Below are 13,276 nucleotides of genomic sequence, written 5' to 3'. Positions count from 1 at the left end.
GGCTTCAGCCCCGCGCGGGATGCGCGGCGAGGATGGCGTCGAACCGTTCGCGCCGCAGCCGCTCGTAATGCCGGCGGTGATGCGCGTCCACCGCCTCCAGCCGCGCCGGGTCCAGCGGATGGAAGGCGAAGGCCTCCGCCGCGACGATGCGGTGGCGGTCGAAGCCCATGGCGCGGAAATGCGCCGGCGAGAAGGAATTGCCGCGCTCCCCGATGTAGCGTCCGAAGCTGACCGTGGTCAGCACGCGGGAGAGGCCGAGCTCCAGGCAGGCGATGCTCTTGGCCGCGTCCTGGGAGGAGGCCTCGCTGGCAATGCTCAGCCCCTCCCACAGGCGGAAGATCCGCCCGTGGTCACGGTCGTTGTAGTCGCGGCCCTCCAGCAGCGCGTAGTAGGGGGCGAGCCAGTCGGCCATGCGTCGCCAGGCCCGGCGGTAGAGGCCGAAGCCCCAATGGTGCTCCAGAGGGATGTACTTCACCTCCGGCCCCGGATAGTCGCGCCGGTGATCGCCATAGGCGCCGAAATAGGCGATGCGCGGCTCGGCCTCGCTGCGGCGACGGAGCTGCTCCAGCGCCCAGAGGTAATGCGGGCCGGGCTCCAGATCGTCCTCGAAGAAGTAGGCCAGGGGCGCGTCGAGCGTCTCGAAGGCCAGGCGCTCGCCGCGCAGGATGTTGTGGGCCACGCCCAGATTATGCGCGCTGTCCAGCACCTGCCCCGCCGGGAAGGCCTCGCGGAAGACGGCGATGCTGGCCGCGATGGCGGCCGGATCGCCGCGCCGGCGCCCGGTGTGCGGCGAGACGGCGCCGTCCTGCAGCAGCCAGATCCCGGCCGGATCGAGCCGCACGCCCCGCTGCGCCCGCAGGCCGGCGCAGACCCGCCGCAGATAGTCCGGGCGGTCGAAGGAATAGAGGATGACCGGCGCCGCGACTTCGACGGGCTCGTCCTCCGGGCGGATCGCGCGCATGACACCTCCAGACTCGCGACTTCCGGCTGCGGAGGGGCCAGGATAGACAATCGCCGGCCCGGCGCCAGGGAACTCAGCGGCGGCGGAAGAACCCGTCCAGGCGGCGCATCGCCTCCCGCGCCAGCTCGGCATCGATGGCGAAGCAGAGGCGCAGCCGGCCCTGGCCGGCGGGGCCGAAGGCGGTCCCGGGCGCCAGCCCCACCTTGGCCTCGGTCAGCACCCGGCGCGCCAGGGCGCGGGCATCCGCCTCCCCGTCGACGCCGAACATCAGGTAGAAGGCCCCCTCCGGCGGCTGCAGCCGGATGCCGGGGAGGGCGCCCAGCCCCTCGCAGAAGATGCGCCGGCTCTCGGCGCAGCGGCCGACCATGGTGCGGATGAAGTCGTCGCCCTGCTCGAGCGCGGCGATGCAGGCATGCTGCACGAAGGTCGGGATCGAGGTGGTGTTGTACTGGCCGAGATTGTCGAAGACGGGGGCCAGCCCCTCGGGGAAGATCAGCCAGCCGGCGCGCCAGCCGGTCATCGCCCAGTTCTTCGAGAAGGTGTTGCTGACCAGCAGCTTGTCCGTGCCGTCGCAGATCTCCAGGAAGGAGGGGGCGATGGCGTTGCCATAGGTGTAGTGGTTGTAGACCTCGTCCGAGAGCAGCCAGAGGTCCTTCTCGCGCGCCAGGTCGCGGAGCGCCACCATCTCCGCCTTCGGCATCACCCAGCCGGTCGGGTTGGAGGGGGAGTTGATGGCGATGAGGCGGGTGCGCGGGGTGAGGGCGGCGGCGATGTCCTCGAGCGCCAGGGTGAAGCCGCCGCCCTCGCGCTCGCGCAGCGGCACGTCCACCGGCACGCCGCCCAGCAGCTTCACGGTCTCGCCCAAGTTGGGCCAGTGCGGGCCCGGGATGATGACCTCGTCGCCAGGGCGCAGGATGGCCTGCAGTCCCTGCATGATGGCGTTCATGCCGCCGGCGGTGACGGTGAAGCGCCCGGCCGGCACCTCCACCCCCCAGTGGCGGCGGTGATAGTCGGACAGCGCCTGGCGCAGCCGCGGCAGGCCGAGGGCGTAGGTATAGCGGGTCTGGCCGGCCCGCATGGCGGCGGCGGCGGCCTCGGTGACGAAGGCGGGGGTCGGCAGGTCGCCCTCGCCGATCCAGAGCTTGATGACCTCGGGATCCTCCCGCGCCAGATCGGCGATCTCGGCGATCTGGTTGATCTCGATGCCCCGCACGCGCTCCGGGAGGCTTTCCAGGGGCGGGAGGGTGGCGGTGCTGGCCAGGCTCATACGGGTTCTCCGCGTCGTCGCCCTACTCTCTGCCGCCCCGGCGGGCGGGGCGCAAGCCGGCCTCCGGCGGGCGCCGCGACGGCCGCCCTTTCAATAAGGGCGCCGCTGCGCTAAACGCGCCGGCTCATGACAACGCCGGCCTTTGCGTCCGCGGGCGTGGTGGAATTGGCAGACACGCTGGATTTAGGTTCCAGTGGCGCAAGCCGTGGGGGTTCAAGTCCCTCCGCCCGCACCACCGGACCGCCGGCACGGAACTGATCTCAGGAGCGGGTAGAGCGACGATGCAGGTGACCGAGCTGGCAGCCGACGGGCTGAAGCGGGCCTTTACGGTGGTGGTTCCGGCGGCGGATATCGCCGCGGCGCGGGACCAGCGCCTGGCGTCGCTGGCCAAGGACATCCGCCTTCCGGGCTTCCGCCCGGGCAAGGTGCCCCTTGGCGTGGTGAAGCAGCGCTATGGCTCCGCCGTCATGGGCGAGGTGCTGGAGGAGCAGGTGCAGTCCGTCACCAAGACGGTGGTGGACGAGCGCGGCCTGCGCCCGGCCATGCAGCCCAGGATCGAGCTGGTGAAGTTCGAGGACGGCGCCGATCTGGAGTTCAAGATCGAGCTGGAGCAGCTGCCCGAGATCCCGCTGCCCGACTTCTCCGGCATCAGCCTGGAGAAGCCCGTCGCCAAGGTCGGCGACGAGGAGGTGACCAAGGCGCTGGAGGGCATCGCCGCCCGCAACCGCAGCCTGGAGGATGTCACCGAGGAGCGTCCGGCCGCCCAGGGCGACGTGGTGGTGACGGATTTCGTCGGCCGCCTGGTCGAGGGCGACACGGCGGGCGAACCCTTCCAGGGTGGCTCGGGCCAGGACATGCCGGTCGAGATCGGCGGCGCCGGCTTCATCCCGGGCTTCGCCGAGGGCCTCGAGGGCATCAAGGTCGGCGAGACCCGGAATGTCGACGTGACCTTCCCGGCCGAGTACGGGGCGGCCGAGCTGGCCGGCAAGCCGGCGCGCTTCGAGATCACCGCCAAGGCGCTGAAGAAGCCGGTCAGCCCCGCGCTCGACGAGGACTTCGCCAAGAAGCTCGGCCTGGAGAGCCTGGACGAGCTGAAGACGCGGATCACGGAGAGCCTCCAGGGCGAGTACGACCAGCTCTCCCGCCTCAACGTGAAGCGCAAGCTGCTCGACGCCCTGTCGGAGCAGGCCAGCTTCGAGGTGCCGCCCTCCATGGTCGAGGCCGAGTTCGCCCAGATCTGGCAGCGCGTCGAGGCCGACCTGAAGGCGGGCCGCCTGGACGACGAGGACAAGGGCAAGGACGAGGAGACGCTCAAGGCCGACTACCGGGCCATCGCCGAGCGCCGCATCCGCCTCGGCCTGCTGCTCTCCGAGATCGGCCGCAGCAACAACATCCAGGTCTCCAATGACGAGCTGACCCGCGCCATGCGCACCGAGGCCCAGCGTTACCCGGGCCAGGAGCGGCAGGTGCTGGAGTTCTTCCAGAAGAATCCGCAGGCGATCGAGAATCTGCGGGCGCCCCTCTTCGAGGAGAAGGTGGTCGATTTCATGCTGGAACTGGCCCAGGTCAGCGAGAAGGAAGTTCCGGCGGGCGAGCTCTCGGCCGATCCGACGGCCTGATTAACGACTGTTTTTGCTGCTGTTCGGCGGAAATGCGGGGGCTGGGCGCGGGGAGGGTTCCCCGCCCCGGCCCCTGGCCGTTTCGGGCGCCGGGGGGACCCCCTCTTTCCCGCCGCCGCCGGCTGCCCCATGTTAACCTGGAAGCTTTAGGGTGACGGCGGCGGCCAGCAGCCGGAAGGCCATGGACAGGGGGTCCATGGCAGGTCCGGCCGGCTCCGCCACCGCGAGAGGATGCACAATGCGGGACCGCGATCCGGTCGAAATCTACAACAACCTCGTCCCGATGGTCGTCGAGCAGACCGCCCGGGGCGAGCGCGCCTTCGATATCTATTCGCGCCTGCTGAAGGAGCGGATCATCTTCCTGACGGGGCCGATCTACGATCAGATGTCCTCGCTGATCTGCGCCCAGTTGCTGTTCCTGGAGAGCGAGAACCCGAACAAGGACATCGCCTTCTACATTAACAGCCCGGGCGGGGTGGTGACGGCGGGCCTCGCCATGTACGACACCATGCAGTACATCCGCGCCCCCGTCTCGACGGTCTGCCTCGGAATCGCCGCCTCGGCGGGGTCGCTGCTGCTGATGGCGGGCGAGAAGGGCAAGCGCTTCGCGTTGCCGAACAGCCAGGTGATGATCCACCAGCCGTCCGGCGGCGCCCAGGGCCAGGCCACGGACATCGCCATCCAGGCGCGCGAGATCCTCAAGACGCGCGAGCGGCTGAACAAGATCTATGCCCATCACACCGGCCAGTCTCTCGAGGAGATCGAGCGGAAGATGGAGCGCGACACCTATCTGACCGCCGAGGAGGCCCGCGAGTTCGGCCTGATCGACCAGGTGGTGGAGCAGCGCCCGGCCGCGCCGACCGAGGCGCCCAAGGGGTGATCCCCAGCGGGGAGGGCCCGTTCCCGCGGCACCGCCCGGCCCTGGCCGGTGCCGGCTGTGGGAATGTTTCACGGGTCATCCCCCGAATGGCGGGGAAGGAGGGGGGTCAAGCCGCTCCTTTTCCGTTCCGCTTCCCCCTGGATGACAGGGGGGCTACAGTCCCGAAAGATCCGCCGGCCCGATGCCGGGGGGTCCAGGAGCGCTCATGAGCAAGTCCGGCGACTCGAAGAACACCCTTTACTGCTCGTTCTGCGGCAAGTCCCAGCACGAGGTCCGCAAACTCATCGCCGGCCCGACGGTCTTCATCTGCGACGAGTGCGTCGAACTCTGCATGGATATTATCCGCGAGGAGCACAAGACGCATCTGGTGAAGTCCCGCGACGGGGTGCCGACCCCTCGCGAGATCTGCAAGGTGCTGGATGATTACGTGATCGGGCAGGAGCACGCCAAGAAGGTGCTCTCCGTCGCGGTGCACAATCATTACAAGCGCCTGGCCCATGGCGCGAAGGGCGGCGAGGTCGAGATCGCCAAGTCCAATATCATGCTGGTGGGGCCGACCGGCTCGGGCAAGACCCTGCTGGCCCAGACGCTCGCCCGCATCCTGGACGTGCCCTTCACCATGGCCGACGCCACGACGCTGACCGAGGCGGGCTATGTCGGCGAGGATGTGGAGAACATCATCCTCAAGCTGCTGCAGGCGGCCGACTACAACGTCGAGCGGGCGCAGCGCGGCATCGTCTATATCGACGAGGTCGACAAGATCAGCCGCAAGTCCGACAACCCCTCGATCACGCGCGACGTGAGCGGCGAGGGCGTGCAGCAGGCGCTGCTGAAGATCATGGAAGGCACCGTGGCCTCCGTCCCGCCCCAGGGCGGCCGGAAGCACCCGCAGCAGGAATTCCTCCAGGTCGACACCTCCAATATCCTGTTCATCTGCGGCGGCGCCTTCGCCGGGCTGGACAAGATCATCGCCGCCAAGGGCAAGGGCTCCGGCATGGGCTTCGGCGCCGAGGTGCGCGGCCCCGACGAGCGGCGGATGGGGGCCATCCTGCGCGAGGTCGAGCCGGAGGATCTGCTGAAGTTCGGCCTGATCCCCGAGTTCATCGGCCGCCTGCCGGTCGTCGCCACCCTGGAGGATCTGGACGAGAAGGCCCTGGTCGAGATCCTGACCAAGCCGAAGAATGCCCTGGTCAAGCAGTACCAGCGCCTGTTCGAGATGGAGGCCACCAAGCTGACCTTCACCGACGACGCGCTGAAGTCGGTGGCCAACCGCGCCATCCAGCGCAAGACCGGCGCCCGCGGATTGCGCTCCATCATGGAGGGCATCCTGCTCGGCACCATGTTCGACCTTCCCGGCCTCGAGGAGGTCGAGGAGGTCGTGGTCAACAAGGAAGTGGCGGAAGGCCGCGCCGCCCCGCTCTTCATCTATGGTGAACGGGCGGCGGAGCAGTCTTCCGCATGAGGGGGCCGGCCTGGAGTCGGGGCGGCCCCACGGCTTGCCCCGCGACCAGGCCGGTACCATCTCATGGGAGAACCCCGTGGCGTGGGTCCGTGCCGATACGCGGGCGGGCCAGCGCCGACTGTCCTGAGTGAGGTCCCCGATGGCGGATGAGAAACCCGAATTGCTGACTGGCGAACTGCTCCCCGTACTGCCGCTGCGGGACATCGTCGTTTTCCCCCATATGATCGTTCCCCTCTTCGTGGGGCGCGAGAAGAGCGTCCGCGCGCTTGAGGCGGTGATGCGGGAGGACAAGCAGATCCTGCTCGTCGCCCAGCGCAATGCCGCCCAGGACGATCCCGGCGCGGAGGATCTCTATGATGTCGGCACCGTCTCGACGGTGCTGCAGCTGCTGAAGCTCCCCGACGGCACGGTGAAGGTGCTGGTCGAAGGCGGCAAGCGCGCCCGCGTGCTCGGCTTCAAGGAGACCGACCAGTATTTCGAGGCCTATACCGCCCCGATCGAGGAGGCGCCCGCCGAGGCGCCCGAGGTCGAGGCCCTGGCCCGCACGGTCGTTTCCCAGTTCGAGCAGTACATCAAGCTCAACAAGAAGATCGCGCCCGAGGTCCTGGTTTCGATCAACCAGATCGAGGACCCGGCGAAGCTCGCCGACACGGTCGCCAGCCACCTCAACCTGAAGATCAGCGAGAAGCAGGAGCTGCTCGAGATCGCCGGGGTGGCGCAGCGGCTGGAACGGGTCTTCGCTCACATGGAGAGCGAGATCGGCGTCCTGCAGGTGGAGAAGCGCATCCGCAACCGCGTCAAGCGGCAGATGGAGAAGACCCAGCGCGAGTACTACCTGAACGAGCAGCTCAAGGCGATCCAGAAGGAACTGGGCGAGGGCGAGGACGGCAAGGATGAGTCCGCCGAGCTGGAGGCCAAGATCAAGGCCACCAAGCTCTCCTCCGAGGCGCGCGACAAGGCCATGGCCGAGCTGAAGAAGCTCCGTTCCATGTCGCCGATGAGCGCCGAGGCGACGGTGGTCCGCAACTACCTCGACTGGATCCTCTCCATCCCCTGGAAGAAGAAGTCCAAGATCCGCAACGACCTGGCCAAGGCCGAGGAGGTGCTGGACGCGGACCATTACGGGCTGGAGAAGATCAAGGAGCGGATCCTCGAATACCTGGCGGTGCAGTCGCGCAGCCCGAAGATCCGCGGCCCGATCCTCTGCCTCGTCGGACCGCCGGGTGTCGGCAAGACCTCGCTGGGCAAGTCCATCGCCCGGGCGACCAACCGCAACTTCGTCCGCATGTCGCTGGGTGGCGTGCGGGACGAGGCCGAGATCCGTGGCCACCGGCGGACCTATATCGGCTCCATGCCGGGCAAGGTCATCCAGGGCATGAAGAAGGCCAAGACCAGCAATCCGCTGTTCCTGCTGGACGAGATCGACAAGCTCGGCGCCGACTGGCGCGGCGATCCCTCCTCGGCGCTGCTCGAGGTGCTGGATCCCGAGCAGAACGCGACCTTCGCCGATCACTATCTGGAGGTGGACTACGACCTCTCGGACGTGATGTTCGTCACCACCGCCAACAGCCTGCGGATGCCGCAGCCGCTGCTGGATCGCATGGAGATCATCCGCATCCCCGGTTACACCGAGGATGAGAAGGTGCAGATCGCCAAGCGCCACCTGATGCCGAAGGTCACCGAGGCCAACGGGCTGAAGGAGGGCGAGTGGAGCGTGACGGACGAGGCCCTGCTGGACCTGATCCGCTACTACACGCGCGAGGCCGGCGTCCGGAATCTCGAGCGTGAGGTGGGGGGCCTGGCGCGCAAGGCGGTGAAGGAGATCGTCTCCAAGAAGGCCCGGAAGGTCACGATCAACCGGAAGAACCTGGACAAGTACGCCGGCGTCCGGAAGTTCCGCTATGGCGAGGCCGAGGCCGAGGACATGGTGGGTGTCGTCACCGGCCTGGCCTGGACCGAGGTGGGTGGCGAGATCCTGACCATCGAATCCGTCATGGTGCCCGGCAAGGGCAAGGTCCAGACCACCGGCAAGCTCGGCGATGTCATGCAGGAGAGCGTCTCGGCGGCGATCTCCTATGTGCGGAGCCGCTCGGCCAGCTTCGGCATCAAGCCGACCCTGTACGAGCGGCGGGACATCCATGTGCACGTGCCGGAGGGCGCGACGCCGAAGGATGGCCCCTCGGCCGGTATCGCCATGGCGACCAGCATTGTCTCGATCCTGACCGGTATCCCGGTGCGCAAGGATGTCGCCATGACCGGCGAAGTCACGCTGCGCGGCCGTGTGCTGCCGATCGGCGGGCTGAAGGAAAAGCTGCTGGCGGCGCTGCGCGCCGGCATCAAGACGGTCTTCATCCCGAAGGACAACGAGAAGGATCTGGCGGAGATCCCGGACAACGTGAAGCGGGGGCTGAGCATCATCCCCGTGGCGCATGTGGACGAGGTCATCGCCCAGGCGCTGGTGCGCAAGCCCGAGCCGATCGACTGGTCCGAGGAGGAGCCGCCGCCGGCCCCGGACGGCAAGGCGTCACAGCCCGCCACCCTGCCGCACTGAGACTTTCCACGGCCGGAACCCGCGGGTTCCGGCCGTGGCCTTCCGGCATCACTCCGGCAAATAGCCGCCGCCGGGGAAGCTGGCCTGGGCGTAACATTGACGCCGGGACCCCCCCTTGTCTTAGTGTCCTTCCGATGGAGCCGCCGCCGGCGGCTTCCTCGTTCCTGGAACCGGGGGCTTAACCACGTGAATAAGCAAGATCTCGTGACGATTGTCGCGGAGTCCGGCGAACTCTCCAAGGCCAAGGCGGGAGAGGTGCTCGACGCCGTGTTCGATGCCATCAGCCAGTCGCTGAAGAACAAGCAGGAAGTCCGCCTGGTCGGCTTTGGAACCTTCTCCACCTCCCGCCGCAAGGCCGGCAAGGGACGCAATCCGCGCACCGGGGAGGAGATCGAGATCGCCGCCACCACGACCGTCCGCTTCAAGGCCGGCAAGGCGCTGCGCGACGACCTGAACTGACCGCGTGCCGGGGAGAGGGGGTCCATCCGGGTCCCCCGACGCTCCTGGCCAGCTTTCCCCTCCAGTCTCCTTTTGCCGCTGGTCCGGGCGTCGGGGGCAGGGTAAGTCCCGTCGCGACGGGCACTTAGCTCAGCGGTAGAGCGCCTCGCTTACACCGAGGATGCCGGCGGTTCGAATCCGTCAGTGCCCATGTCCCCCTTCAAGACTGTCCATCCCACCAGCGTCATCTGCCGGCCTTACGGGCCTGTTCGGTGCGAGGCCGAATCTATCTCGCGGGAGGCGATTTTCGTCGATTGACAGGGGGCGGCCCGGGCCCTATTTCCCCGCCCACGCCGCAAGCGGGTGTAGCTCAGTTGGTTAGAGCGCCGGCCTGTCACGCCGGAGGTCGCGGGTTCGAGCCCCGTCACTCGCGCCAAGCGCGCTGTCCGAAAACGCCGCCCGGGAGCTTCCCGCGCGGCGTTTTGGCTTTCTGACCTTTTGGTTTTTCAATCTCCTTACGCGGCATCCGGCCTATGGCGATCCTCGGCCTGCGGGGGTAATGTCCGGCCCAGCGTTGCGCTGCGGTAGTTTCGCGGCGTGACGATCCACGCGCTCCCCTGTGCGTGGCGGTGTAGGGCCTTGGGCCCCAAGGGACGGATGCATCATGACCCAGCCCCTGCTGGCGGACTATTTCCCGATCCTGGTCTTCCTGGCCATCGCGGGTGGCATTGCCATCGCCATGGTGGGGGGGAGTGTACTGGCGGCCCGTCAGAAGCCCTATGCGGAGAAGATCTCCGCCTATGAATGCGGCTTCGAGCCCTTCGACGACACGCGGCGGCGCTTCGATGTGCGATTCTACCTGGTCGCCATCCTGTTCATCATCTTCGACCTCGAGGTCGCCTTCCTCTTCCCCTGGGCGGTGGCGCTGGGCGACATCGGCTGGCTGGGCTTCCTCTCGATGATGGCCTTCCTCGCCGTGCTGACGGTCGGCTTCATCTATGAATGGCGCAAGGGCGCCCTGGACTGGGAGTGAGCGGCGAATGAGCGCGAGCAACCAACTGGCCTGGAACAAGCAGGCCCTGCCGCCGGGCGCCGAGCAGGACGCCGTGATGAAGGGCGTGAACGGCGAGATCGAGGACAAGGGCTTCGTCGTCGCCAATCTCGACAAGGTGGTGAACTGGGCGCGCACCGGCAGCCTCTGGCCGATGACCTTCGGTCTCGCCTGCTGCGCGGTGCCGATGATTCACGCCTACATGCCGCGCTACGACCTGGACCGCTTCGGCGTCATCCCGCGCGGCTCGCCGCGGCAGTCGGATGTGATGATCGTCGCCGGCACCCTGACCAACAAGATGGCGCCGGCGCTGCGCAAGGTCTACGACCAGATGGCCGAGCCGCGCTACGTCGTCAGCATGGGCAGCTGCGCCAATGGGGGCGGCTACTACCATTACAGCTATAGCGTGGTGCGCGGCTGCGACCGTGTCGTGCCCGTGGACATCTATGTTCCCGGCTGTCCGCCGACGGCGGAGGCGCTGGTCTACGGTATCCTGCAACTGCAGAAGAAGATCCGCCGGACGGGGAGCATCCTCCGTGGCTGATACGACCCCGACCGAACTGACCGCCGAGGCGCCGCGCGAGCCCACGCCGCAGGAGGCGCTCCTCTCCGCCGTGCTGTCCGGCCTGCCCGCCGGCGTGTCGCTCGAATCCCGTGTGGCGCGCGGCGTCGAGGTGGAGATCCGGGTGCGGCGCGAGGCGCTGCATGCCGTGATGCTGATGCTGCGGGACGACCCGCGCTTCGCCTTCGAGCAGTGCATGGACATCTGCGGTGTCGACTGGCCGGGACGTGCCGAGCGCTTCGACGTGGTCTACAACCTGCTGTCGCTGACGCAGAACCATCGCATCCGCGTCATCATCGCGACCGACGCCGAGCGGCCGGTCGCCAGCGTGCACGACATCTGGCCGAGCGCCACCTGGTTCGAGCGCGAGACCTGGGACATGTACGGCGTCGTCTTCGAGAACCAGCCGGATCTGCGCCGCATCCTGACGGATTACGGCTTCCAGGGGCATCCGCTGCGCAAGGACTTCCCGCTGACCGGCTTCGTCGAGGTCCGTTACGACGCCGAGCGGCAGGCGGTTGTCTACGAGCCGGTGCAGCTGACGCAGGAATTCCGCAACTTCGACTTCCTCTCGCCCTGGGAAGGCATGACCACCCTGCCGGGCGACGAGAAGGTGCACCTCAACCGGATTGGCCGCGAATGAGCCTCAGCACCGAAGACACCCCGGCCGCCGGCGGCACGCGCACGGTCGAGATCGACAGCCACACCATCAACTTCGGCCCGCAGCATCCGGCGGCGCATGGCGTGCTCCGCCTCATCCTGGAGATGCAGGGCGAGGTGGTGGAGCGCGCCGATCCGCATATCGGCCTGCTGCATCGCGGCACCGAGAAGCTGATCGAGTACAAGACCTATCTCCAGGCGCTGCCCTATTTCGACCGCCTGGACTATGTGGCGCCGATGGCGCAGGAGCACGCCTTCGCCCTGGCCACCGAGCGGCTGCTCGGCATCCAGGCGCCGCTGCGCGCCCAGTACATCCGCGTGATGTTCGCCGAGATCAGCCGCGTGCTGAACCACATCCTCAACATCACCACCTACGCGCTCGATGTCGGCGCGACGACGCCCTCGCTCTGGGGCTTCGAGCAGCGCGAGGTGCTGCTGGAGTTCTACGAGGCGGCCTCGGGCTCGCATTACCATGCCAACTACGTGCGGCCGGGCGGCGTCGCCAAGGACATTCCGGCCGGGCTGACCGATCGCATCGCGGCCTGGGCCGAACAGTTCCCGAAGTTCGTCGACGATATCGAGCGGCTGCTGACCGGCAACCGCATCTTCAAGCAGCGGACCGTCGACGTCGGCATCATGATCGCCGAGGAGGCGATGGCCTGGGGCTTCAGCGGCCCCTGCATCCGCGCCTCGGGCTGTGCCTGGGATCTGCGGCGCAGCCAGCCCTACGACATCTACGACCAGCTCGATTTCGAGATCCCGGTCGGCAGCCATGGCGACTGCTACGAGCGCTACCTCGTCCGCATCGCCGAGATGCGCGAGAGCCTCAAGATCATCAAGCAGTGCCTGGCGGCGATGCCGGGCGGCCCGATCAAGGTGCAGGACAGCAAGATCGCGCCGCCGAAGCGGGGCGAGATGAAGCGCTCGATGGAAGCGCTGATCCACCATTTCAAGCTCTATTCCGAGGGCTATCACGTGCCGGCCGGCGCGACCTATACGGCGGTCGAGGCGCCCAAGGGCGAGTTCGGCGTCTATCTCGTGGCCGATGGCGGCAACAAGCCCTATCGCTGCAAGATCCGTGCGCCGGGCTTCGCGCATCTGCAGGCGATGGAGAAGCTGTCCAAGGGCCACATGCTGGCCGATGCGGTGTCCGTCATCGGCAGCCTGGATATCGTGTTCGGAGAGATCGACCGGTGAGCGCGCATCATCACGAGGAGCCGTCGAGCTTCGCCTTCGACGCCGAGAGCGAGGCGCAGATCGCGAAGATCCTGGCGCGGTATCCCGAAGGGAAGCAGGCGAGCGGCGTGATCCCGCTGCTCTATGTCGTGCAGAAGCAGATGGGCCGGCAGACCGGCAGCGCCTGGGTGCCGCGCGTGGCGATGGATCAGGTGGCGCTGCGCCTTAGCATGGCGCCGATCCGCGTCTACGAGGTCGCCACCTTCTACTTCATGTTCAACACCAAGCCGATCGGACGCTTCCACCTGCAGGTCTGCGGCACCACGCCCTGCTGGCTGCGCGGCTCGGACGAGGTGTTGCGCGCCTGCAAGGATGCCGGGCACCTGGCGGGCTATGGCGACACCAGCGAGGACGGGCTGTTCACGCTGAGCGAGGTCGAGTGCCTGGGCGGCTGCGTCAACGCGCCGATCCTGCAGGTCGATGACGACTACTACGAGGATCTCGACTACGACAGCACCGTCCGGTTGATCGAGGCGCTGAAGCGTGGCGAGCGGCCGCGGCCGGGCAGCGCCAAGGGGCGGCTGTGCAGCGCGCCGGAGGGCGGGCCCGAGACCCTGCTCGACATCCCGCTGGTGGAGGAGAAGTGACG

General features: G+C 67.8%; 12 protein-coding genes and 3 tRNA genes. 13 read left to right on the top strand and 2 right to left on the bottom strand.

The features are described 5' to 3' along the window. Positions 1-4: 4 nt before the first annotated feature. The gene (locus ACF3NH_RS17960) at positions 5-961 is read right to left on the bottom strand and encodes a hypothetical protein (protein ID WP_198364580.1); all 957 of its coding nucleotides are present in this window, start codon (positions 959-961) and stop codon (positions 5-7) included. A 73-nt stretch (positions 962-1,034) separates the two neighbouring features. Continuing rightward, the gene (locus ACF3NH_RS17955; protein WP_198364581.1) at positions 1,035-2,228 is read right to left on the bottom strand and encodes a pyridoxal phosphate-dependent aminotransferase; all 1,194 of its coding nucleotides are present in this window, start codon (positions 2,226-2,228) and stop codon (positions 1,035-1,037) included. A gap of 150 nt (positions 2,229-2,378) precedes the next feature. On the opposite strand from ACF3NH_RS17955, the gene ACF3NH_RS17950 reads away from it, so the two are divergent. The 13 genes from ACF3NH_RS17950 to ACF3NH_RS17890 all read left to right on the top strand — a co-directional run bounded on the left by ACF3NH_RS17950 (position 2,379) and on the right by ACF3NH_RS17890 (position 13,274). Then, positions 2,379-2,463, top strand: a tRNA-Leu gene (locus tag ACF3NH_RS17950). A gap of 46 nt (positions 2,464-2,509) precedes the next feature. Then, positions 2,510-3,847 carry a trigger factor gene (tig, locus tag ACF3NH_RS17945; protein WP_198364582.1) on the top strand — a complete coding sequence of 446 codons (1,338 nt, stop codon included), beginning with the start codon at positions 2,510-2,512 and terminating at the stop codon, positions 3,845-3,847. Between the two features lie 238 nt (positions 3,848-4,085). Continuing rightward, on the top strand, positions 4,086-4,727 hold the full coding sequence (gene clpP, locus ACF3NH_RS17940) for an ATP-dependent Clp endopeptidase proteolytic subunit ClpP (protein WP_198364583.1): 642 nt from the start codon (positions 4,086-4,088) through the stop codon (positions 4,725-4,727). A gap of 205 nt (positions 4,728-4,932) precedes the next feature. Then, positions 4,933-6,189 (top strand): ATP-dependent Clp protease ATP-binding subunit ClpX, encoded by a 1,257-nt coding sequence (clpX, locus tag ACF3NH_RS17935; protein WP_198364584.1) that lies wholly within the window; start codon positions 4,933-4,935, stop codon positions 6,187-6,189. A 139-nt stretch (positions 6,190-6,328) separates the two neighbouring features. Next, entirely contained in the window at positions 6,329-8,740 is a 2,412-nt protein-coding gene (lon, locus tag ACF3NH_RS17930) for an endopeptidase La (protein ID WP_422924610.1), read from the top strand. Between the two features lie 186 nt (positions 8,741-8,926). Then, positions 8,927-9,199 (top strand): HU family DNA-binding protein, encoded by a 273-nt coding sequence (locus ACF3NH_RS17925; RefSeq protein ID WP_198364586.1) that lies wholly within the window; start codon positions 8,927-8,929, stop codon positions 9,197-9,199. 118 nt (positions 9,200-9,317) lie between these two features. Beyond that, positions 9,318-9,389 (top strand) — tRNA-Val (locus ACF3NH_RS17920). A gap of 148 nt (positions 9,390-9,537) precedes the next feature. Next, positions 9,538-9,614 (top strand) — tRNA-Asp (locus ACF3NH_RS17915). A 228-nt stretch (positions 9,615-9,842) separates the two neighbouring features. Continuing rightward, positions 9,843-10,211, top strand: coding sequence for an NADH-quinone oxidoreductase subunit A (locus ACF3NH_RS17910; protein ID WP_198364587.1), 369 nt, complete (start codon positions 9,843-9,845; stop codon positions 10,209-10,211). Between the two features lie 7 nt (positions 10,212-10,218). Further along, positions 10,219-10,773 carry a NuoB/complex I 20 kDa subunit family protein gene (locus tag ACF3NH_RS17905; protein ID WP_422924607.1) on the top strand — a complete coding sequence of 185 codons (555 nt, stop codon included), beginning with the start codon at positions 10,219-10,221 and terminating at the stop codon, positions 10,771-10,773. Further along, positions 10,766-11,434 carry an NADH-quinone oxidoreductase subunit C gene (locus ACF3NH_RS17900; RefSeq protein WP_198364589.1) on the top strand — a complete coding sequence of 223 codons (669 nt, stop codon included), beginning with the start codon at positions 10,766-10,768 and terminating at the stop codon, positions 11,432-11,434. The genes ACF3NH_RS17905 and ACF3NH_RS17900 overlap by 8 nt, the downstream gene beginning before the upstream one ends. Then, positions 11,431-12,648 (top strand): NADH-quinone oxidoreductase subunit D, encoded by a 1,218-nt coding sequence (locus ACF3NH_RS17895; protein ID WP_422924604.1) that lies wholly within the window; start codon positions 11,431-11,433, stop codon positions 12,646-12,648. The genes ACF3NH_RS17900 and ACF3NH_RS17895 overlap by 4 nt, the downstream gene beginning before the upstream one ends. After that, positions 12,645-13,274 carry a complex I 24 kDa subunit family protein gene (locus tag ACF3NH_RS17890; protein WP_198364591.1) on the top strand — a complete coding sequence of 210 codons (630 nt, stop codon included), beginning with the start codon at positions 12,645-12,647 and terminating at the stop codon, positions 13,272-13,274. The genes ACF3NH_RS17895 and ACF3NH_RS17890 overlap by 4 nt, the downstream gene beginning before the upstream one ends. Positions 13,275-13,276: the final 2 nt, after the last annotated feature.

It is taken from the genome of Pseudoroseomonas sp. WGS1072 (assembly GCF_049340465.1).
In the GTDB taxonomy this organism is placed as follows: Bacteria; Pseudomonadota; Alphaproteobacteria; order Acetobacterales; family Acetobacteraceae; genus Pseudoroseomonas.
The sequence above is the reverse complement of the archived record's forward strand: the minus strand, read 5'-3'. Positions and strand labels throughout refer to the sequence as shown.

Excerpts from the sequence above, each read along its gene's own strand:
- ACF3NH_RS17960 (WP_198364580.1), bottom strand. The coding sequence starts at position 961 with ATGCGCGCGATCCGCCCGGAGGACGAGCCCGTCGAAGTCGCGGCGCCG.
- ACF3NH_RS17955 (WP_198364581.1), bottom strand. The coding sequence starts at position 2,228 with ATGAGCCTGGCCAGCACCGCCACCCTCCCGCCCCTGGAAAGCCTCCCG.
- tig (WP_198364582.1), top strand. The coding sequence starts at position 2,510 with ATGCAGGTGACCGAGCTGGCAGCCGACGGGCTGAAGCGGGCCTTTACG.
- clpP (WP_198364583.1), top strand. The coding sequence starts at position 4,086 with ATGCGGGACCGCGATCCGGTCGAAATCTACAACAACCTCGTCCCGATG.
- clpX (WP_198364584.1), top strand. The coding sequence starts at position 4,933 with ATGAGCAAGTCCGGCGACTCGAAGAACACCCTTTACTGCTCGTTCTGC.
- lon (WP_422924610.1), top strand. The coding sequence starts at position 6,329 with ATGGCGGATGAGAAACCCGAATTGCTGACTGGCGAACTGCTCCCCGTA.
- ACF3NH_RS17910 (WP_198364587.1), top strand. The coding sequence starts at position 9,843 with ATGACCCAGCCCCTGCTGGCGGACTATTTCCCGATCCTGGTCTTCCTG.
- ACF3NH_RS17905 (WP_422924607.1), top strand. The coding sequence starts at position 10,219 with ATGAGCGCGAGCAACCAACTGGCCTGGAACAAGCAGGCCCTGCCGCCG.
- ACF3NH_RS17895 (WP_422924604.1), top strand. The coding sequence starts at position 11,431 with ATGAGCCTCAGCACCGAAGACACCCCGGCCGCCGGCGGCACGCGCACG.